Below are 21,296 nucleotides of genomic sequence, written 5' to 3'. Positions count from 1 at the left end.
GCGTAGCGACTGGACACAAGATGCGGCGAGGCGGTCAGGAAGAACCGCCGGCTGCATCGGGAGGACGCGCGTCGATGCTGGATTTTGTTCAGCAGCTGGTCAGCGGTGTTGCGCTCGGCTGCGTCTACGGCCTGATCGCGCTCGGCTTTGTGCTCGTCTACAAGGCCACCGAGGTCGTCAACTTCGCCCAGGGCGACCTGATGATGCTGGGCGGCTTCTTCGCCTTCACCTTCATCGGCATGATGGGCCTGAACTACTGGATCGGCTTTGCCGGTGCGGTGGCGGCGATGGCTCTGTTCGGCATGGTGGCGGAGCGCGTCGTGGTGCGGCCGATCCTCGGCTATCCGCAGTTCTCGATCATCATGGCAACGATTGGGCTGGGCTATTTCCTGCGCTCGGTCGCCGGCATGATCTGGGGCACCGACGACCTGAAGATCGAGACGCCGTTCAGCCAGGGCGTGCTGCGGATGGGCTCGCTGGTGCTCGCCTACGACAAGCTCTCGGTGATCGCGGCGACGATGATCCTGTGCACGCTGCTGTGGCTGTTCTTCAACAAGACCACGCTTGGCACCGCGATGCGCGCCAGCTCCGAGAACATGCTCGCAGCCTACTATATGGGCATTCCGGTCAAGCGCGTGGTGTCGGTCGTCTGGGCGATCAGCGCGGCGGTCGCGACCTGCGCCGGCGTGCTGCTGGCGCCCATCACCTTCATCCACTCGAATGTCGGTCTCGTGCTCGGCCTCAAGGCGTTTCCTGCCGCCGTGCTCGGCGGCTTCGGCTCGATCCCGGGCGCCGTGGTCGGCGGCGTCCTGATCGGCGTGATCGAGAGCATGGCCGGCTTCTACCTGCCCGAAGGCTGGAAGGACGTCGCGCCCTATGTCGTGCTGCTGACCGTGTTGCTCTTGAAGCCCGAAGGCTTGTTCGGCCTCCACGTCCGCAAGAAGGTCTGAACGCCATGCGCTTCCTGTTCAAGACCGACTACGAAGACGACATCAAGCTGTTCCCGCATTCGGGCTACGTCGTCTCCTACGGCATCCTGCTCGCGCTGCTGCTGATCGCGCCCTATGTGCTCTCCAGCTATCTGATGAGCCAGCTCGTCTTCGTCTGCATCTATGCAATCGTCGGCGTGGCGCTCTTGATCCTGACCGGCTTCACCGGCCAGGCTTCGCTCGGGCACGCTGCGTTCCTCGCGATCGGGGCCTACACCGCGGCCTATTTGCAGACATACAACGTGCCGTTCCCGGTCTACTTCCTCGCCGCCGGACTCTTGACCGGCATCATCGGCGCGATGGTCGGCTTTCCTGCCCTGCGGCTCACCGGCATTTATCTCGTCATCGCCACCATCTCCTTTGCCCTGATCGTCGAGGAGATCCTGGCGCGCTGGGAGAGCGTCACGCATGGCAACGAGGGCATGCGGGTCAAGACGCTGTCGCTGCTCGGCGTCACCGTGCCGCGCGACAGTCCGACCTTCTATTACCTCTGTCTTGCCGTGCTGGTGCTGACCATCGTCGGCACGCTAAACCTGCTGCGCTCGCCGACCGGCCGTGCCTTTGTCGCGATCCGCGACAGCGAAACGGCGGCGCGCAGCATGGGCGTCAATGTCGCGCTCTACAAGGTGAAGTCCTTTGCCATTTCGGCGGCGATCACCGGTTTTGCCGGCGTTCTGTTCGCGCACAAGCTCTCCTTCATCTCGCCGGAGATGTTCACGCTGCAGCTCTCGATCGAGTTCATCATCGTGATCCTGATCGGCGGCACCTTCAGCCTGCATGGTGCGGTGCTGGGCGCGATCTTCATCGTGATGATCGACCCGTTCCTCACCTATCTCAAGGACGACATGCCCGGCATCATCGCCGGCATCGCCGCGACCTTCGGCGCTAGCCCGGCCACCGCGGGAAGCATCCAGTCGAGCGTCGCGGCTTTCGCATCGCTCAACGGCCTGAAAGGCGCGATCTACGGCATCATCATCGTGTTGTTCGTGCTGTTCGAGCCCCTCGGGCTCTACGGCCGCTGGCTCAAGATCAAGCTCTTCTTCCAGCTGTTCCCGCTCTACAAGCGCGCCACCTTCAAGCGGCAGAAGATCTACGTGAAGTCGGAGCGCAACCGATGAGCTATTTTCGCGCCGAGAACCTGTCGCTGCATTTCGGCGGCCTCAAGGCGGTCGACGCGGTCTCGTTCGCGGTCGAGAAGGGCGAGATCCTCTCGATCATCGGGCCTAACGGCGCAGGCAAGAGCTCGATCTTCAACCTGATCTCGCGGATCTACCGGCCGACCTCGGGCCGCATCTTCTTCGAGGACCAGGACATCACCGAGGAGCCGCCCTACGACATCGCCAAGCTCGGCATTGCGCGCACCTTCCAGAACATCGAGCTGTTCGAGAACGCGACCGTGCTGTCGAACCTCCTGGTTGGCCGCCACCGGCACTCGACGACGCAGCTCTGGCAGGAGCTGCTGTTCCTGCCGAGCGTGCGGGCCAACGAGAAGGTGCATCGACGCCGGGTCGAGCAGGTCATCGAGTTCCTCGATCTCGAACCCTATCGCGACAAGCTGATCTCGGGCCTGCCCTACGGCGTGCGCAAGGTCATCGAGCTGGCGCGGGCGTTGTGCTCGGAGCCGAAGCTGATCCTGCTCGACGAGCCGTCCTCCGGTCTCAATGTCGAGGAGACCGACGACATGTCGTTCTGGATCCGCGACCTGAAGAACGAGCTCGGCGTCACCGTGCTGATGGTCGAACACGACATGTCGCTGGTCAACCGCGTCTCCGACCGCGTCATCGCGCTGAACTACGGACGGGTGCTGGCGATGGGCTCGCCGGCCGAGGTGCAGCAGCACCCCGACGTCGTCGCTGCGTATCTGGGAGCCTGACGCAATGGACGCGACCGCGACGCCCGAGACCATCCTGAAGCTCTCGAACATCGAGAGCTATTACGGGCCGATCATGGCGATCCGCGGCATCTCGCTGGAGGTGCCGCGCGGCCGGATCGTCACGTTGCTGGGCGCCAACGGCGCCGGCAAGACCACGGTGCTGAAGACCATCTCAGGCATCCTCGACCCGCAGAAGGGGACGATCGAATTTCTGGGCAGGCCGATCCAGCGCATGGAAGCCGACCGGATCGTGCGTCTCGGCCTCAGCCACGTGCCGGAAGGGCGCGAAGTGTTCCCGTTCCTTTCCGTGCGCGAAAACCTGATGATGGGCGCCTATCCGCGCAAGGACAGGGACGGCGTGGCGGAGGATCTGGAGCGCGTCTACGGCTATTTCCCGCGCCTGAAGGAGCGCATCAACCAGCCGGCCGGCCAGCTCTCGGGCGGCGAGCAGCAGATGCTCGCGATCGGGCGTGCGCTGATGAACCGGCCGACGCTGCTCCTGCTCGACGAGCCCTCGCTCGGCCTGTCGCCGCTACTGGTGAAGGAGATCTTCACCATCATCCGCCGCGTCAACGAGGAGCAGGGCATGTCGATCCTGTTGGTCGAGCAGAACGCCAAGGTGGCGCTGGAGACCGCACATTACGGCTATGTGCTGGAGATCGGCCGTATCGTAATGAACGACAGCTGCGACCGCTTGATGCATTCCCAGGACATCCAGGAGTTCTACCTTGGCGCCAAGGAAGCGGGCGCGCGAGGCGAGCGGCGCTGGAAAAAGAAGAAGACGTGGCGGTGAGGAAGAGCTGGCAGTAAGATGAGCTTGCCATCCGCAACATAGACCGCCGGCAAGGCAGGCAGCGGAGGCCGGCGACAAGGAGGGAGGAGAGGCGCATGGCCCGACCGGCGGTGCTGACGGTCGCTGACACGATCGCGAAGAGCTTCTTGCGGGCCGCCGAGACGCGGGGCGACAGCCCGGCGATCCGCGAGAAGAAATTCGGCATCTGGCAACCGACGAGCTGGCGCGAATGGCTGGAAATCTCGAAGGAGATTGCCTACGCGCTCCGTGCGATCGGATTCATGCCGGGCGAAGTCGCCTCCATCGTCGCCAACGCGGTTCCGGAATGGGTCCACGCCGACATGGGCATCCTGTGTGCCGGCGGCGTCTCCTCCGGAATCTATCCGACCGATTCCTCGTCCCAGGTCGAGTATCTCGTCAACGATTCCCGCACCAAGGTGATCTTCGCCGAGGACGAGGAGCAGCTCGACAAGATCCTCGCCTGCCGCGCACGTTGCCCGTCCCTGCAGAAGATCATCATTTTCGACATGGAAGGCCTTAGCGGCTTCTCCGACGACATGGTGATGTCGATCGACGAGTTTCGCGCGCTCGGCCGCAACCACATGGTCGGCCGCGAAGCGCTGTGGCAGGAGATGATCGACAGCCGCGGCGCCGGCGATCTCGCGATCCTCGTCTATACGTCCGGCACGACCGGTCCGCCCAAGGGCGCGATGCACGCGAACCGCAGCGTCACGCACCAGATGCGGCACGCCAACGATTTCATCCCGGCGCGGGAGGACGAAGACCGGCTGATCTTCCTGCCGCTCTGCCATGTCGCCGAACGCATCGGCGGCTACTACATCTCGGTCGCGCTCGGCTCGGTGATGAATTTCGCCGAGAGCCCGGAAACCGTGCCGGACAATTTGCGCGAGGTGCAGCCGACCGTCTTCCTCGCGGTGCCGCGCATCTGGGAAAAGTTCTATTCCGCCATCACCATCGCGCTGAAGGATGCGACGCCGCTGCAGCAATGGGTCTATCGGCGCGCGATCGGCATCGGCTATCGCATGGTCGATTGCCGGCTCGAGGGCAGGGCGCCGCCGCTGTCGCTGCGTCTTGCCAACCGCATCGCCTACCAGGTCGCGTTCCGCAACATTCGCCGCATGATCGGGCTCGACCGCTGCCGCATCGCGTTCACCGGCGCGGCGCCGATCGCGCCGGAACTGATCCGCTGGTATCTGGCGCTCGGCATCGACGTGCACGAGGTCTACGGCCAGACCGAAAATTGCGGCGTCGCCACCATGATGCCGGCGGAAAGGATCAAGCTCGGCTCGGTCGGCACCGCGGTGCCCTGGGGCGAGGTCGCGCTGTCGCCTGACGGCGAGATCCTGATCAAGGGCGAATTCCTGTTCATGGGCTATCTGAACCAGCCGGAGAAGACCGCGGAGACGATCGATTCCCGCGGCTGGCTGCACACCGGCGACGTCGGCACCATCGACAATGAGGGCTTCGTCCGCATCACCGACCGGATGAAGGACATCATCATCACCTCCGGCGGCAAGAACATCACGCCCTCCGAGATCGAGAACCAGCTCAAGTTCTCGCCCTACATTTCCGACGCCGTGGTGATCGGCGACAAGCGGCCGTATCTCACCTGCCTCGTGATGATCGACCAGGAGAACGTCGAGAAGTTCGCCCAGGATCACGACATCCCCTTCACCAACTACGCAAGCCTGTGCCGGGCGAGGGAAATCCAGGACCTGATCTGGCGCGAGATCGAACAAGTCAACGGCAATTTTGCCCGTGTCGAGACCATCAAGAGGTTCTATCTGATCGAACGCCAGCTCACACCGGAGGACGAGGAGCTGACGCCGACCATGAAGCTGAAGCGCGGCTTCGTGAACAAACGCTACGCTGCCGAGATCGAAGCGATGTATCGCGAGCGCGCGGTGGCGTGACGCATGCGCATGACCCGGAAAAGTGGGAACCGGTTTTCCGAGAAGGGCATGCGCAAAAAGGAAACGTCCCATTCGAGAAAGCGAAGGAGCCGTGGCCCCCGCCCTTCGTCCAACACGGGCCTTTAGGAGAGGAGACGTCAATGTCGAAATCGTTCAGCGCATTCGGCCTTGCTGTGGGCGCCGTGGTGCTCACCTGTCTGCCGGCCGCAGCGCAAACCAAGGTCACCAACGAAGGCATCTCGGCGACCGAGATCGTCATCGGCACGCACCAGGACCTGTCGGGTCCGATCAAGGGCTGGGGCGTCCCGGTCGCAAACGGCATGAAGATGGCAACCGAGGAGATCAATGCGTCCGGCGGGATCAACGGCCGCAAGATTCGGCTGGTCGTCGAGGACAGCGGCTATGACCCGAAAAAGGCCGTGCTGGCTTCGCAAAAACTGATAGAGCGCGACAAGATATTCGCGATGGTCGGACCGATGGGATCGCCGACGGTGCTCGCCGCGCAGGACATCCTCTTCGATGCCGGCGTCCTGCAGCTCTTCCCGCTGACCGCGGCCGAGTTCACGTTCAAGTTCGATCCGGCCAAGCCGCAGGAACGATTGAAGTTCAACAATCTGCTGCCATACGTCGAGAGCACGCGGGCCGCGCTGAAATACATGATGGAATGGAAGGGCTTCAAGAAGCCCTGCATCATGCATCAGGACGACGAGTACGGTAAGAACGTGCTCGACGGCTTCAATCAGCAGCTCACCGCCATGAAGGCGCAGCCGGCTTCGATCACGAGCTACAAGCGCGGCGCCTCCGATTTCAGCGCGCAGATCGCCAAGATGAAGTCCGACGGCTGCGACCTCGTCGTGCTCGGCACCGTGCTCCGCGAGACCATAGGGGCGATGTCCGAAGCCAAGAAGCTCGGCTGGGACGTCACCTTCCTCGGTGCCACCCCCACCAACGTGATGGAGGTCCCGGCGCTGGGCAAGGAAGCCGTCGAGGGTCTCTATGCCGCCAGCGGCTTCGAGATTCCCTATGAGGACACCGCCAAGGGCAAGGTGAAGGATTGGCTCGTCAACTACAAGAAGATGTTTGGCGCGGACGCCAACACGCAGGCGATCATCGGCTACAACGCGATGATGACGTTTGCGTTCTACGCGAACAAGGCGGGCAAGGATCTGACGGGCCAGAAGATGCTGGACTCGCTCGAGTCGGGCGAGAAATTCCTCGACATCTTCAACTCGCCGCCGACCAAGTTCTCCAAGACCGACCACCTCGCCAACACCGTCACCCAGGTGCAACAGGTCAAGGGTGGCCGCTGGGTGCTGGTGAAGGACAATCTGATGTTTTGATCGGTTCGCTTTCACCCTCGCCTTTAGGGGTGAAAGCAGCCACCTAGCCCGGCGGTGCCGGGGTTCGCGTCTAGAGCATGATGCGCAAAAGTGCGCAGCGGTTTTCCTGAAGAATCATGCTCAAGCAACAATCCAAAGCGCGGTGACGATTCATCCGGATCTCATCGCGCTTTAGGCAATTGCGGGCCGACTGACTTGTGTCGAAAGCTTCGAGCAGTCAGCGCGTCTCGGCGACCGCCACCGAAACCTGCACCGGCTCGTCGACATACTTCATCACCGCCGACTGGTGGAGCACGAACAGCGGCTGATAGCTCCGCGTCGCGTCGTCCTCGACCATCGCCATGCGGCGATTGTCGAGCATCAGCCAGTGGCCGTCGAGCCGTGCAGCAGCAATCGCGTGCTCCTCGCCGGCGCGGATGTCGCGCACCACGAGGATGCGAAGGTCTTCGGGAGGAACGCCCGCCAGCCGCAGCGCGGCGAGCTTGGCGATGGCATAGTCCTCGCAATCGCCGGCGCCACGCGCGAAGGTCGCAAGCGGCGAGCTCCAGACGTCGTCGGTGCCGTCATTGGCGGCGTGGATGGCGAGATTGACGGCGCGGTTGGTCTCGCCGAGGCGCGCACGGCCGTCACGGGCGCGGGCCTGGTCGACGATGGCGAGCAGCTTCAGGGCCGCGGGCGAAACGCAATTATCCCGGTCGCCGTCGCAAAGCGCGAGCTGCACCATGTCGCCGTCGAGCTCGTGCTTCAGCGTCGACCATTTGTGCTGGAGGCCGCCGGATGAGATGGCGAAGGTGAACACGCCGAACGGCTCGGCGGATTTGCGCACGAGGACGCCGGCGCCCGGCGACAGCAGCGTGCCGGCGCGAAGCTCGGCGGCCGATCCGAGCAGGATCAAGCCGCACAAGATCAGGATTGCGCGCCAGGCGCGCGAGCGAGCGGCGGTCTCCATCTGACATCCCCTTGCCAGGCTTCCCGAGATCCCTCTCGATCTCGACGTGCCGGGCGTCGTTGCTTTCCCGGAGATAGTGCGAGGCGCGCCGTTTTGGTCTGCTTAACGCGCCCGGCAGGGGCGTCAAAACTGGGTGACAGGCTGAAACAGGCCTGCCCAAATTGCGTAAAATTTTACGATTCGAAGGCTAGGACGGCCTCGTTGCCGCGAAACGGAGCCGGTTGCAGGCATAAGTTGCGGTCGCCGCTGATTTGTTCTCTATGGCTAACAGCCGCTATTTCACGGGTTCTGTTAGTTAGGTCACAGATTTAGTTCCGTCTTTGCCGCAGGATGCTGCAGGGTATCACTCGGAAAAGACAACACGAGTATCTGTCTTGCCGTTTTTACTTTGAACGACTTGGGGTGACCGGGAATGCGGGTATCTAAGCTTCTTTCGACTTCGGAATGCTTGAAAGACGACTTCCGCTCCTCTGGGGAAGCACCGGCCTGCGGCAGCTCTTTTGGCCAAGTGACGCGATATCACACAAGCAATAGGTGGTTTCGCTAAGGACTTGGTAATGCTAAGCAAGCTTAGGTAGCTGATACTTACTTAAATTTTAACCCTTTTACGGTGCCCGGTTGAATTACGCTGGCAAGTTTGACGCCGCGACGTCTTTGGACGGCCAGGGTTCCGGTTCACCTGGCTATGTCCATGCCGGTTCCTTTGCGGCCAAGTCCTTCATCGCAAAGGCGCATGGCCATGTGCCTGATGGCGCGTTCGTTGTTCCCGATCCCAACCTGATCTTCAACGGCGAGTTCAAGCGCGCCGGCCTCGATCTCGTGCTGTCCCACGAAGGGCGGGAGTTCGTGGTTCACGATTATTTCAGGGGCGACAAGCGCGCCGCGGTCGCCTCGCCCGACGGCGCCCACCTCACCGGCGACGTCGTCAACGCTCTCACCGGCCATGTCCAGGTCGCCCAGGCCGCACCCGGCGCCGCTGCGGCCCAGGTCATCGGTCACGTCACCAAACTCTCCGGCAGTGCGACCGCTATTCGCAACGGTGTCTCGGTCATCCTGAACAACGGCGACAATGTCGAGAAGGGCGACGTGGTCTCGACCGGCGCCGATTCGACGCTCGGTATCACCTTCATCGACGGCACCGTGTTCGGCCTGTCCTCCAATGCGCGGATGGTGCTGAACGAGATGGTCTACGACCCCAACGGGTCGAGCAACTCCTCGCTGCTCAGCCTGGTTGCGGGCACCATCACCTTCGTCGCCGGCGAAACCGCCAAGCATGGCGACATGAAGGTCGACACGCCGGTCGCCACCATGGGCATCCGCGGCACGGCGGTGCTGACCCAGATCAACTTCGTCGTTCCCGCCGGCGGCGGGGATCCGCAGCCGCAGGCGAGCTTCCAGGTGCTGGTCGAGCCGAACGGGACGACCGGCTCCTACATCCTGTTCGACAAGGTCACGCTGCTGCCGATCGCGACGGTGAACCAGGCCGGCCAGATGATCCAGATCAGCGGCGGCAACGTCTCCATCACCAACGCGCTGATGTCGCCGGAGGTGCAGAAGCTGATCACGGACGTGTTCACGCTGAAATTCACCGACAACAACACCAACACCAAGCTGACCACGAATTTCACCGACACGATCACCCCGATCAGCCTGGACGTGGTGTTCAAGTCGGGAGCCGGCTCCGTCGCAGTCGCGACATTCGTCAATCTCAGTCCGCAGGGACGCGACGCACCCGGCAATTCGACGCAGCAGGCCACCCGTGTTCCCGGCCAGCCGATCGTGCAAAGCTTCGACGCCGGGGGCAACGTAAAGACGGCCTTCGCGCTGACTGAGCGCGCAGGCACAACGGGCGACACGCATGCCGACACGATCACCGGCCTGATCAGATTCGTCGATCAGAACCTCGGCGACCGGCCGACGGTGTCGGTGAGCCTCGCCGAAGCGCCGAACTACGTCTACAAGAGCGCCGGTCAGCAGGACGTCACCGGCTCGCTCACCGAGCTCCAGAGGCAGGGCATCGCGGCGACGCAGATCCAGATCAGCGTCGTTGCCGACCCCGCCAACGAGAACAACGGCTCGGCGGTCTGGACCTACACGATCCCCGACAAGGTCTTCGACTTCCTCGCCGCCGATGAAACCCTGACGCTGACCTATATGGTGCGCGTCGACACCAATTTCGTGGTGAACCCCGAGTCCAGGTTCATCCCGATCACCATCACGATCACGGGTACGAACGACAAGCCTACCGTTGCGACGTCGGGTGGCAGCGTCATCGAGCAGGTCGGGACCGGTAACGAGGCTCTGGACGTCATCACCGGCACGGTCACCTTCACCGACGTCGATCTGACGGACCGGCCGATCGTGAGCGCTGAGCTCTCGTCCACTCAGCCGTTTAAATATCTCGATGCGGAAGGCAACGACATCACCGCCACGCTGACGCCGCAGCAACTCGCCGCGATTGCAGCCGTCAAGGTGCCGCTGACGGTGGTGCAGGGTGCAGGGAACGGCAACAACGGCTCGGCTACCTGGACCTACAGCGTTCCCGACCATCTCTTCGACTTCCTTGCCGAGGACGAGAAGCTGATCCTCAATTACGTGGTGCAGGTCGATGACGGGCACGGCGGCATCGTCAGCACGCCGCTCACGGTTTCCATCAATGGTGCCGACGTCAATGTCGAGGGCACCAACGACGTGCCGACGATCATCGAGGACGACACGACCCCGACCGGCGCGGTAACCGAGGACGATGCGGCGGTCACGCTCGTGGCCAACGGTACCATCACGTTCAACGATCCCGATCTCACGGATACCCACACCGCAAGCTTCGAGCTGAAGTCGACGACGTCGAGCGCGCACCTGCCTGGATTCAGCGATGGCACCTCGCATATCGGCACGTTCGCGCTAACGTCGGTGAGCGAGAGTCCCGGCGTCAGCTCGCGAGGATCGGTCGGCTGGACACTTACGATCGACAATAACGACCCGGTGTTGCAGTCGCTGGCCGAAGGCCAGACTGTCACGCAGGTTTACACCGTTACGGTCGACGACCATCACGGTGGGACGGTCACCAAAGATGTCACGGTCACCATCACGGGGACCAACGATGCCCCGACCATCACGAGCCATGAAGACGCGGCGAAGGGCTGTGTCATCGAGGACGCGGGCCCGACACTCTCGATCTGCGGCACACTGGCGATCCAGGATCTCGACCTGATCGACACTCATGCCGCGCAGGCCGTGTTCAAGTCTTCGACGTCGAGCGTACATCTGCCGGGCTTCGACGACGGCACGCCGCTCGGCTGCTTCACGATTGATCCGTCGGTGTACGAATCCAACACCGACACCGACAACGGCGCGACGCTGGGCTGGCATTTCACGCTCGACAACAGCAATGCGGTGCTGCAGTCGCTGGCGCAGGGCCAGACCATCACCCAAGTCTACACCGTCACGATCGACGACCATCACGGTGGCATGGTCACGCAGGACGTCACCGTCACGATCAACGGCGTCAACGACGCGCCGACCGTCACCAGCAGCGCCGCAGATGCCACTGGAGCGGTGACCGAGGATGCCAGTTCGACGTTGTCGATCTGTGGTACGCTGGCGATTCAGGATCTCGACCTGATCGATACCCATACGGCGGATGCCGTCTTCAAATCATCCACGTCGAGCGTTCAGCTTCCGGGCTTCGCCACAGGCACGCCGCTCGGCACCTTCTCGATCGACTGCGCAGTTGACGAGTTCAATACCGACACCAACGTCGGCGCGACGCTGGGCTGGCATTTCACGCTCGACAATAGCAATGCGGTGCTGCAGTCGCTGGCGCAGGGCCAGACCATCACCCAGGTCTACACCGTCACCTTCACCGACGATCATGGCGCCCAGGTCTCTCAGGACGTGACGGTCACGATCAACGGCGTGAACGACGCGCCGACACTCGGCAACGCCACGCTGGCTGCGATCGCCGGTAACGAGAGCGACCCGAGTGGAGCTGCGATCGCCGATCTCTTTGCGAACAAGTTCCAGGACGCCGATACCGGCGCGGCCTTCAAGGCCATCGCCGTGACGTCGGATGCGGCCACCGCGGCGCAGGGCACCTGGCAGTACGCGCTGGCCGGTACGCATCAATGGGTCGATATCGGATCGGTCAGCGACACGACCGCGCTGGTGCTGAGCCCCGATACGCTGATCCGGTTCGTGCCAGCCAATGGCTTCTCCGGGACGCCGGGCACGCTGGGAGTCCACGCACTCGACGACACCTATACGGGCGCCATCACGACTGATCCGTCGATGGCGACGATTGATCTTTCGGTTACCGGCACCGGCGGCAAAACTCCAGTCTCGCAGGATATCACCACCATTGGCACGGAAGTGACCGCTCCCGCCGGCGGCCCGGTCATCGACACCGAGAGCTTCCAGGTCGAGCACATCGCCGAGAACAGCAACGACATCATCAGCGATCTTGTCGTCATCGACACCGATCCAGGCGCAGCGGCGGACACTTTCACAGTCACGCTGTCGACTGCGCATCCGGACGTCAGCAGCGTCAGTGTTTATCCGATCACGGGCTCGCTCGATCAGATCAACACCGGCCTCGCCAGCGGCGCCGGTGTCACCTACGACCCGACAGGCGCCAGCACCGACGATTACCCGCAGCCCCCCGCGACCGACCAGATCACGCTGACCGTTGCCGACTCGGCCGGCCACTCCGACACGGTCAACTTCATCTTCGTCAAGGGAGCGAGCAGCCAGGATATCACTCTGGCCGGCGCCGACGGCAAGGACGTCATTTTCGCAACGAACTCGAGCGACACGCTGATTGGCGGCGGCGCCAAGGACCAGTTCGTGTTCGCGCCGACGTCGTCGCAGACCGCGGTTCAGCACACCGTGAACGACTTCGAAATCGGCCTCGACAAGATAGATTTACGGCTGTTCACGAGTATCACGTCGTGGACACAGGTTTCCCAGCTCGCGGAGCAGCAGGGCACCGACACTTTGCTCACGCTCGATGGCAACGACAAGGTCCTCCTGAAGAACACTGTCGCCGGTGATCTCCACGCCAGCGACTTCATCCTTCATGTAGGTTAGAGACTTCCGTCCGGGCACGCGGCCCTTTATTCCGCTTTGATCGCGACAGAAAATCCCTATCCTCTGTCGCCGAGTAGTTCGCCATCTGCGTCATGGCAATCCAAGATCAGACCTGAAGCGGGGCAGGAAGTCCGGTCGAAATGAAACGTCTCAAGATCCTGCGGCGGTGGTTTGCGCGGAAGTTCGGCTTTGCGCGGCTGATGTGCCTTGCGCTGCTGGTTCTGTTTGCCGGCGTTCGCCTCTGGGATCCGCCGCCGATCCAGGAATTGCGGCTGCGCACCTTCGACATGTTCCAGCTGATCGATCCGCGCCACAAGACGGCGCGGCCGGTCACCATCGTCGATGTCGACGACAAGAGCCTCGCCAGGCTTGGCCAGTGGCCGTGGCCGCGCACGCGGATCGCCGACCTGATCCAGAACCTCACCCAGAACGGCGCGGTGGCGATCGGCTTCGACGTGGTGTTCTCTGAGCCCGACCGGCTCAATCCGGACCTGGTCGCGGACCAGATGCGCTATCTCGACGATAGCACCCGCGCCAAGCTGCGCGAGCTGCCGACCAACGACCAGATCCTCGCCCAAGCGATCAAGCGCTCGCGCGTGGTGCTGGGCGAGACCGGGCAGCGGGCGATCTCGTCCGAGATCGACAAGTCGCTGCCTTTCACCGGCATCGCGACGGTCGGCGAGGAGGGCGCCGAGCGCTTCCTGTTCGAATTCCCTGGCCTGCTCCGCAACGTGCCCGTCATCGAGAAGGTCGCCGCCGGCCGCGGCCTGTTCACCATCAAGACCGAACGCGACGGCCTGATCCGCCGCGTGCCGATGGTGATGCGTGCCCAGGGCCACATCATGCCCTCGCTCAGCCTCGAGATCCTGCGCGTCGCCACGGGCACGCCGACGCTGCTGATCCGGACCGACAAGACCGGCGTGCGGGCCATTCGCCTGAAGGGCGTCGAGATTCCGACCGATAAGAACGGTCAGCTCTGGGTGCACTATGCGCGCCAGGATCCTTCGATCTACGTCTCGGCGGCCGACGTCCTCGACAACACCGTGCCGCCCGCCAGGCTCGCCGGCAAGCTGGTGCTGGTCGGCACCTCCGCGGTCGGGCTCAACGACATCAAGACCACGCCGGTATCCTCGACCATGCCGGGTGTCGAGATCCACGCCCAGGTACTCGAGAGCCTGCTGAGCGGCGCGGTGATCTCGCAGCCGAACTACGCGCTCGGAGTCGAGTTGCTCGCCGCGCTCATCATCGGCCTGCTCGTCATCATCTTCACGCCAAATCTCGGTCCCGTGCGCCTCGTGCTCGCCGGTGCGATGTTCGCCGCGATCCTGGTCGGCACGTCCTGGTTCTTCTACGCGCAGTACCGCTATCTCATCGACTTCACCTATCCGCTGCTCTCGACCACGGCGATCTATCTGACGCTGATCTTCGCCAGCTTCGTGCGCGAGCAGCGCCAGCGCGTGCAGATCCGCGGCATGTTCGCGCAATACATGTCGCCGGTGCTGGTCGAGCAGCTGGCGCAGTCGCCGGAAAAGCTCGTGCTCGGCGGCGAGGAGCGCGAGATGACGATCATGTTCTCCGACGTGCGCGGCTTCACCACGATCTCCGAGAGCTACAAGCAGGATCCGCAAGGGCTAATCGCGCTGATGAACCGCTTCCTGACGCCGCTGACCGACGTCATCATCGAGCGCAAGGGCTACATCGACAAGTACATGGGCGACGCCATCATGGCGTTCTGGAACGCGCCGCTCGACGATGCCGAGCACGAGCTCAATGCCTGCGAGGCTGCGATTCAGATGCTGGAGCGGATCGACATGGTCAACAAGGAGCGCGAGCAGGAAGCCGCGGATGGCGGCCACGTCTACATTCCGCTCAATGTCGGCATCGGCCTCAACACCGGTATCGGTGTGGTCGGCAACATGGGCTCCGACCTGAAGAAGAACTATTCGGTGCTTGGCGACAGCGTGAACCTGGCGTCGCGGCTGGAAGGGCAGACCAAGGAATACGGCTTCCCGATCATCGTGGGATCCAGGACCGCGCTCGCGGCCAAGGATAAGTTCGCGATTCTGGAGCTCGACTTCATCATGGTCAAGGGCAAGACCGAGCCGGAAGTCATCTATGCCATCGCGGGTCGCGAGGACGTGATGCATTCGGGCGCGTTCCAGCGCCTGCGCAACATCACCATCGAGATGCTCGGCTGCTACCGCAGCCGCGACTGGCAGGGCGCGCTGGATGCGATCGAGCGCGGCCGCCGCAGCGAAGACGCCGACACGCTGGAGAAGCTGTTCCGGCTCTACGAAGCAAGGATCAAGGATTTCCAGCTCAATCCGCCGCCCGAGGGCTGGACCGGGGCCTATGCGCTGCTGACGAAGTAGCGGTGCGATCGAGGCATCTCCGGTGCCTCACGCTCAGTCATTGCGAGCGCAGCGAAGCAATCCAGAATGTCTCCGCGGATGCATTACTGGATTGCTTCGCTGCGCTCGCAATGACGAGTTTGATGCGCCTGTGTGCGCCAAACATCCGCTTCCGTAGGGTGGGCAGAGGCGCGTCAGCGCCGTGCCCACCATCTCTCCTCGCATTGGTCCGAAGCGGCGGGCGCGCTTGCGCGTTGCCTAGGCAGGGACAGCTGTCTCCGCTCCCGTCACTCCACTCCGATCGTCGTCAGATCCTGGAACCAGTGCTGCGCCTGGACGAATTGCTTGATCTTTGGCGACAGCGCGTGCGGGTTGGTGTCGTGGACGACCCAGACCAGTGCGGCATCGTCCACGATCAGCGCATGCGCCTGCGCCAGCAGCTCGTCCTGTTTGGTGGCATCGAAGGTCTGCTTGGCCTCGTCGATCAGCGCATCCACCTTCGGGTTCTTGTAGCCGCCCCAGTTGACGCCGACAGGCGCGATCTGCCCGGAATGGAAGAAGCGGACGATGGCATAGAGCGGGTCCGAGGTGACATAGGCGATGTTGTTGGCGGTGATGCCGGCGTTCATCTCGTCGGCCGCCCCCTTGCGCCAATGCGTATAAAGGGTCTCGAGCTCGACGACCTTGAAATCGATGTCGATGCCGATCTCCTTGAAGCTCTGCTGCAGGAATTCGTTCATCGGCAGCGACAGCATCTGTCCGGTGCCGCCCTGCGCGATGATAAAGGTGGTCTTCAGCGGCTTGGCCTTGGAGTAGCCGGCCTCCTCGACCAGCTTCTTGGCTGCTGCGAGATCATATTTCAGCTCGAAGGTCGGTTTGCCGAACCATGGGCTCGACGGATCGACCTGGCCTTTGGCCGGCTTGGCGAGGCCGTTCATCAGGCCGACCACCGCCTCGCGATCGATCGCAAGGTTGAGCGCCTTGCGCAGACGGATGTCGGTCCAGGGCGAGCCGGGCAGCACGCTGAGATGATAATTCCAGACATGCGGCGTGACGTTGTCGACGAGCTTCATGCCGGCCGCTTTCAGCTGCGGCACGGCATCCGGCGCTGGCGTCTCGATCAGGTCGACCTGGCCGGCAAGCAACGCATTGGTGCGCGTCAACGCTTCCGGCATCGGCACCAGCACGATCTTGTCGACCTTGGGGATACGCTTCTTGTTCCAGTAGTCAGGGTTCTTGGTCAGCTCGGCGAGCTCGCGCGGCACCAGCTTGGTCAATTTGAAAGGGCCGGTGCCCGAGGGCTGGCTGGCGAACTTGTCCCAATCCTTGCCGAGCTTTTCATACTGCGCCGGGCTCGACACCAGGAACCACAGCATCTGATACGGGAAGAAGGAATCGACCGTCTTGGTGGTGATCTCCACGGTAAAGTCGTCGACCTTGGCGTAGCTCGCGACGGAGGGCAGGCGGGTCTTCACCTGTGCGCTCTGCCGCTTGTCGAATTGCGGCGCCTTGTCGTTGAGCACCTTGTCCAGATTCCAGATCACCGCATCGGCGTTGAACGCGCTGCCGTCGTGAAACTTCACGCCCTTGCGAAGCGTAAAGCGCCACTTGGTCTTGTCGGCATCGTCGACTTTCCATTCGGTGGCGAGGCCCGGCACCAGCTTGCCGGGGCGATCGGCGACATCCATTTCCCAGGCGACCAGGGGATCGTAGATCGTGTAGGCCGTGAATTGGTAAGCGCCGGCGCCGCGATCGGGCTGGCCTGTCGTCAGCGGGATGTCCGCCATCGAGATGCCGTAACGCACCACCGTTTCGGCGCGCGCCGAGATTGCGGAAACTGTCAACGCAAGCACGGCGAGACAGGTCGACAGACGAATACGCATGGATCAAAGCTCCAGGGAGGGTCTGGGCCCGAACTTGCAATCTTGATGCCAGAATAGGCAGCGCGCGGATTCCTTCGGTGCGTCATCACAAGTACTTGTCGTCCTGAGGGCAATTTGCAGAATAAGTTTCTCCTTGGCATAGCCATTGCATACGGGTGCATCAAAATTAATCATCGAAAGCCGGAAAAGGATTGAGGCGATGCTTATCAAGACGAACAAGACCCGCGCGGCGCTGATCGCGCTGTTGGCGCTCGGCAGCGTGGCCGCATCGCCGCGCGCAGCCAGCGCCGAGACCGTGCTGCGCATCGGCATGACCGCTGCCGATATTCCGCGCACCCTGGGTCAGCCCGATCAGGGCTTTGAAGGCAATCGCTTCACCGGCCTCACCATGTACGACGCGCTGACCGGCTGGGACCTGTCCTCTGCCGACAAGGCGAGCGTGGTGATCCCCGGCCTTGCCACCGAGTGGAAGGTCGACGATGCCGACAAGACCAAGTGGGTCTTCAAGCTGCGTCCCGGCGTCACGTTCCATGACGGCTCGCCGTTCAACGCCGATGCTGTCGTGTGGAACGTCGAAAAGGTGCTGAAGCAGGACGCGCCGCAATTCGACGCCAGCCAGGTCGGCGTCACCGCCTCGCGCATGCCGACGCTGGCCTCCGCGAAGAAGATCGACGACATGACGGTCGAGCTCACCACCAAGGAGCCCGACAGCTTCCTGCCGATCAACCTCACCAACCTGTTCATGGCGAGCCCGGCGAAGTGGCAGGCCTTCTACGACAAGGCCGAGGGCGCCGATGCCAAGGCGAAGTCGCAGGCCGCCTGGACCGCGTTCGCCAAGGACGCCTCGGGCACCGGCCCGTGGAAGATGTCGAGCTTCACGCCGCGCGAGCGGCTCGAGCTGGTCAAGAACGCGAACTATTGGGACAAGGCACGCGTCCCCAAGATCGACAAGATGGTGCTGCTGCCGATGCCGGAAGCGAATGCGCGCACCGCGGCGCTGCTCTCCGGCCAGGTCGATTGGGTCGAGGCGCCGGCGCCGGACACGATCCCCGAATTGAAGCAGCGCGGCTTCAAGCTCTACGCCAACGAGCAGCCGCACGTCTGGCCGTGGCAATTCTCGCGCATCGAGGGCTCGCCCTGGAACGACATCCGCGTGCGCAAGGCGGCGAACCTCTGCATCGATCGGGAAGGCCTCAGGGACGGCCTGCTCGCCGGCCTGATGGTGCCCGCGACCGGCACCTTCGAGCCTGGCCATCCCTGGCGCGGCAATCCTACCTTCCAGATCAAATACGACAAGGCGGCTGCGCAGAAGCTGATGCAGGAGGCCGGCTTCGGCCCCAACAAGAAGCTGACGGTGAAGACGCAGACATCTGCGTCCGGCTCGGGTCAGATGCAGCCGCTGGCGATGAACGAGTATCTCCAGCAGGCGCTGGCCGAATGCTATTTCGACGTGAAGCTCGACGTCATCGAGTGGAATACGCTGTTCACCAACTGGCGCCGCGGCGCCAAGGATCCCAGCGCCAACGGCTCGAACGCGACCAACGTCACCTATGCGGCGATGGACCCGTTCTTCGCGCTGGTGCGCTTCCTGCAATCGGGCATGGCGCCGCCGGTCTCGAACAATTGGGGCTTCATCAACAACCCCAAATTCGACGAGCTGGTGAAGAAGGCGCGGCAGACCTTCGATCCCGCCGCACGCGATGCCGCGCTCGCCGAACTGCATGCGGCCTCCGTCGACGACGCGGCTTTCCTCTACGTCGCCCACGACGTCGGGCCGCGCGCGATGAGCCCGAAGGTGACAGGCGTGGTGCAGCCGAAGAGCTGGTTCATCGACTTCTCGCCGGTGTCGATACAGTAGCTCGCGCCACACGCTCGGTGCACCCTCTCCCCTTGCGGGAGAGGGTGGCTTCGCGAAGCGAAGCCGGGTGAGGGGTCTCTCTCCGCGGATGCGGACCCTTCGATTGGAAAAGTTTCGTCCGCGGTTAGAACCCCTCATCCGGCGCTTTGCGCCACCTTCTCCCACAAGGGGAGAAGGGAAGAAAAGAAACAACGTGCTCGCCTATATCGCCCGACGCATCGTCTATGTCGTCCCCATCGTCATCAGCGTGGCGCTGGTGTGCTTTCTCCTTGTGCACATCACGCCGGGCGATCCGCTCGTCGCGGTGCTGCCGGCCGACGCCTCGCAGGAGCTCGCCGCGCAGCTCCGCGCCGCCTATGGCTTCGACCGGCCGCTGCCGGTGCAGTTCGGCCTGTGGCTGCTTCGTGCCCTCCATGGCGATCTCGGCAATTCCATCGCGACGGGACGCCCGGTGCTCGCCGAGGTCATGCGCGCGGTCGGCAACACCGTGACGCTCGCGATTGCCGCGGCCATCATCGGCTTCACGATGGGCATCCTGCTCGGTTTGATCGCCGGCTATTTCCGCGAGACCTGGATCGACAAGGTCGCGACCTCCTTTGCCATCGCCGGCGTCTCGGTGCCGCATTACTGGCTCGGCATGCTGCTCGTCATCATCTTCTCGGTGCAGCTGAACTGGCTGCCCGCAGTCGGCGCTGGCCCCAGCGGCTCCAATTCCTGGGCCTGGGATTGGGCGCACCTGAAATATCTGGTGCTGCCGGCGATCACGACATCGGTGATTCCCATGGGCATCGTTACGCGCACCGTGCGCGCGCTCACCGGTGACATTCTCTCGCAGGACTTCGTCGAGGCCTTGCGGGCCAAGGGCCTGCACGAGCGCGGCGTGTTCCGCCACGTCATCAAGAACGCCGCGCCCACCGCGCTTGCGGTGATGGGGCTTCAGCTCGGCTACATGCTCGGCGGCTCGATCCTGATCGAGACCGTGTTCTCCTGGCCTGGCTCGGGCTTCCTGCTCAACTCGGCGATCTTCCAGCGCGACCTGCCGCTGCTGCAGGGCACGATTCTGATCCTGGCGCTGTTCTTCGTCTTTCTCAACCTGCTGGTCGACATCGCCCAAGCCGCGATCGACCCGCGCATCAAGCGGGGCTAGCCGATGAGCCCAGCTGTGACCACGCAACAGGTACGCTCCCTCCCCCGCCTGCGGGGGAGGGTTGGGGAGAGGGTGTCTCCGCTCGCGAGAACCCCCCAGAGAAGAAAGCCCTCACCCGCGCCTGCGGCGCGAGAGGTGCACTGCCGCCTTGGCGTGCACCGACGACACCCATACGCGATGGGAGCCGAGCAATGAGCGAGCTTCCGCTTCACGCCACCGCCGATGCCGCGCTGCAGGCCGCGCCTGCGACCAAGGCGCGCGGCTACTGGGCGACCGTCGGCCGCCGCATCATGCGCGACAAGGTCAGCATGGCCTGCGCGCTGGTACTGCTGCTGATCTTCCTCTCCGCGGTCCTCGCGCCATGGCTGGGTCTCGAAGATCCCTACAAGGGCTCGATGATCCGCCGCCTGCGCCACATCGGCACGCCAGGCTATCCGCTCGGCACCGACGAACTCGGCCGCGACATGCTGGCACGGCTGATCTATGGCGGGCGGCTGTCGCTGGTCATCGGCATCCTGCCCGTGATCCTCGCCTTCTGCATCGGCACCTCGCTTGGCATCATTGCCGGCTATGTCGGCGGCAAGCTCAACACCGCGATCATGCGCACGGTCGACGTGTTCTACGCCTTCCCCTCCGTGCTGCTGGCGATCGCGATCTCCGGCGCGCTCGGGGCCGGCATCCTCAATTCCATCGTGTCGTTGACCGTGGTGTTCGTGCCGCAGATCGCCCGCGTCGCCGAGAGCGTCACGACAGGCGTGCGCAACATGGACTTCGTCGAGGCCGCGCGTGCCTCCGGCGCCGGGCCCTTCACCATCATGCGCGTGCACATCCTCGGCAACGTGCTGGGTGCGATCTTCGTCTATGCCACCAGCCTGATCTCGGTCTCGATGATCCTGGCGGCCGGTCTGTCCTTTCTCGGTCTCGGCACAAAGCCGCCGGAGCCGGAATGGGGCCTGATGCTGAACACGCTGCGCACGGCGATCTACGTCAATCCCTGGGTCGCAGCGTTGCCCGGCGCGATGATCTTCGCGGTTTCGATCTGCTTCAACCTGCTCTCGGACGGCCTGCGCAGCGCCATGGACATCAGGAACTAA

At 63.3% G+C, this 21,296-nt stretch carries 13 protein-coding genes and 1 pseudogene; 12 read left to right on the top strand and 2 right to left on the bottom strand.

Annotation, left to right across the window (positions count from 1 at the left end):
• Nucleotides 1–74 precede the first annotated feature (74 nt).
• The 6 genes from EHH60_RS10440 (at nucleotide 75) to EHH60_RS10415 (ending at nucleotide 6,929) form a co-directional block, all read left to right on the top strand.
• Nucleotides 75–950: a branched-chain amino acid ABC transporter permease gene (locus EHH60_RS10440; RefSeq protein WP_124159374.1), complete on the top strand. Its 876-nt coding sequence runs from the start codon at nucleotides 75–77 to the stop codon at nucleotides 948–950.
• Between the two features lie 5 nt (nucleotides 951–955).
• A complete protein-coding gene (locus tag EHH60_RS10435) occupies nucleotides 956–2,107 on the top strand; it encodes a branched-chain amino acid ABC transporter permease (protein WP_124159373.1) in 1,152 nt (383 codons plus the stop codon).
• On the top strand, nucleotides 2,104–2,862 hold the full coding sequence (locus tag EHH60_RS10430; protein WP_124159372.1) for an ABC transporter ATP-binding protein: 759 nt from the start codon (nucleotides 2,104–2,106) through the stop codon (nucleotides 2,860–2,862). Before EHH60_RS10435 ends, EHH60_RS10430 begins: the two co-directional genes overlap by 4 nt.
• 4 nt (nucleotides 2,863–2,866) lie before the next feature.
• Nucleotides 2,867–3,655 carry an ABC transporter ATP-binding protein gene (locus EHH60_RS10425; protein WP_124159371.1) on the top strand — a complete coding sequence of 263 codons (789 nt, stop codon included), beginning with the start codon at nucleotides 2,867–2,869 and terminating at the stop codon, nucleotides 3,653–3,655.
• A gap of 95 nt (nucleotides 3,656–3,750) precedes the next feature.
• On the top strand, nucleotides 3,751–5,589 hold the full coding sequence (locus tag EHH60_RS10420; RefSeq protein WP_124159370.1) for an AMP-dependent synthetase/ligase: 1,839 nt from the start codon (nucleotides 3,751–3,753) through the stop codon (nucleotides 5,587–5,589).
• 140 nt (nucleotides 5,590–5,729) lie between these two features.
• Nucleotides 5,730–6,929, top strand: a complete 1,200-nt coding sequence (locus EHH60_RS10415; RefSeq protein ID WP_124159369.1) for an ABC transporter substrate-binding protein — start codon at nucleotides 5,730–5,732, stop codon at nucleotides 6,927–6,929.
• 217 nt (nucleotides 6,930–7,146) lie between these two features.
• Here the strand turns inward: EHH60_RS10415 and EHH60_RS10410 are convergent, their stop codons facing one another.
• On the bottom strand, nucleotides 7,147–7,878 hold the full coding sequence (locus EHH60_RS10410) for a transglutaminase-like cysteine peptidase (RefSeq protein ID WP_124159368.1): 732 nt from the start codon (nucleotides 7,876–7,878) through the stop codon (nucleotides 7,147–7,149).
• A 618-nt stretch (nucleotides 7,879–8,496) separates the two neighbouring features.
• Between EHH60_RS10410 and EHH60_RS38770 the strand changes: the two are divergent.
• The 3 genes and pseudogenes from EHH60_RS38770 to EHH60_RS10400 form a co-directional block, all read left to right on the top strand.
• Nucleotides 8,497–10,260 (top strand): annotated as a pseudogene (locus EHH60_RS38770) (FecR family protein); the annotation flags it as partial.
• Entirely contained in the window at nucleotides 10,240–12,963 is a 2,724-nt protein-coding gene (locus EHH60_RS38765; protein WP_502697400.1) for a VCBS domain-containing protein, read from the top strand. The pseudogene EHH60_RS38770 and the gene EHH60_RS38765, both read left to right, overlap by 21 nt.
• A 140-nt stretch (nucleotides 12,964–13,103) precedes the next feature.
• A complete protein-coding gene (locus EHH60_RS10400; protein ID WP_124159367.1) occupies nucleotides 13,104–15,335 on the top strand; it encodes a CHASE2 domain-containing protein in 2,232 nt (743 codons plus the stop codon).
• 266 nt (nucleotides 15,336–15,601) lie between these two features.
• Here EHH60_RS10400 and EHH60_RS10395 read toward each other — a convergent pair whose 3' ends face one another.
• Nucleotides 15,602–17,197: an ABC transporter substrate-binding protein gene (locus EHH60_RS10395; RefSeq protein ID WP_124159366.1), complete on the bottom strand. Its 1,596-nt coding sequence runs from the start codon at nucleotides 17,195–17,197 to the stop codon at nucleotides 15,602–15,604.
• Nucleotides 17,198–17,396: 199 nt separating this feature from the next.
• On the opposite strand from EHH60_RS10395, the gene EHH60_RS10390 reads away from it, so the two are divergent.
• The 3 genes from EHH60_RS10390 (at nucleotide 17,397) to EHH60_RS10380 (ending at nucleotide 21,296) form a co-directional block, all read left to right on the top strand.
• Nucleotides 17,397–19,055, top strand: a complete 1,659-nt coding sequence (locus EHH60_RS10390; protein WP_124159365.1) for an ABC transporter substrate-binding protein — start codon at nucleotides 17,397–17,399, stop codon at nucleotides 19,053–19,055.
• A gap of 193 nt (nucleotides 19,056–19,248) precedes the next feature.
• On the top strand, nucleotides 19,249–20,202 hold the full coding sequence (locus EHH60_RS10385; RefSeq protein WP_124159364.1) for an ABC transporter permease: 954 nt from the start codon (nucleotides 19,249–19,251) through the stop codon (nucleotides 20,200–20,202).
• Between the two features lie 191 nt (nucleotides 20,203–20,393).
• Nucleotides 20,394–21,296, top strand: coding sequence for an ABC transporter permease (locus EHH60_RS10380; protein ID WP_124159363.1), 903 nt, complete (start codon nucleotides 20,394–20,396; stop codon nucleotides 21,294–21,296).

This window comes from Bradyrhizobium sp. RP6 (assembly GCF_003837805.1).
Lineage (GTDB): Bacteria > Pseudomonadota > Alphaproteobacteria > Rhizobiales > Xanthobacteraceae > Bradyrhizobium.
The sequence above is the reverse complement of the archived record's forward strand: the minus strand, read 5'-3'. Positions and strand labels throughout refer to the sequence as shown.

Excerpts from the sequence above, each read along its gene's own strand:
- EHH60_RS10440 (WP_124159374.1), top strand. The coding sequence starts at position 75 with ATGCTGGATTTTGTTCAGCAGCTGGTCAGCGGTGTTGCGCTCGGCTGC.
- EHH60_RS10435 (WP_124159373.1), top strand. The coding sequence starts at position 956 with ATGCGCTTCCTGTTCAAGACCGACTACGAAGACGACATCAAGCTGTTC.
- EHH60_RS10430 (WP_124159372.1), top strand. The coding sequence starts at position 2,104 with ATGAGCTATTTTCGCGCCGAGAACCTGTCGCTGCATTTCGGCGGCCTC.
- EHH60_RS10425 (WP_124159371.1), top strand. The coding sequence starts at position 2,867 with ATGGACGCGACCGCGACGCCCGAGACCATCCTGAAGCTCTCGAACATC.
- EHH60_RS10420 (WP_124159370.1), top strand. The coding sequence starts at position 3,751 with ATGGCCCGACCGGCGGTGCTGACGGTCGCTGACACGATCGCGAAGAGC.
- EHH60_RS10415 (WP_124159369.1), top strand. The coding sequence starts at position 5,730 with ATGTCGAAATCGTTCAGCGCATTCGGCCTTGCTGTGGGCGCCGTGGTG.
- EHH60_RS10410 (WP_124159368.1), bottom strand. The coding sequence starts at position 7,878 with ATGGAGACCGCCGCTCGCTCGCGCGCCTGGCGCGCAATCCTGATCTTG.
- EHH60_RS10400 (WP_124159367.1), top strand. The coding sequence starts at position 13,104 with ATGAAACGTCTCAAGATCCTGCGGCGGTGGTTTGCGCGGAAGTTCGGC.
- EHH60_RS10395 (WP_124159366.1), bottom strand. The coding sequence starts at position 17,197 with ATGCGTATTCGTCTGTCGACCTGTCTCGCCGTGCTTGCGTTGACAGTT.
- EHH60_RS10390 (WP_124159365.1), top strand. The coding sequence starts at position 17,397 with ATGCTTATCAAGACGAACAAGACCCGCGCGGCGCTGATCGCGCTGTTG.
- EHH60_RS10380 (WP_124159363.1), top strand. The coding sequence starts at position 20,394 with ATGAGCGAGCTTCCGCTTCACGCCACCGCCGATGCCGCGCTGCAGGCC.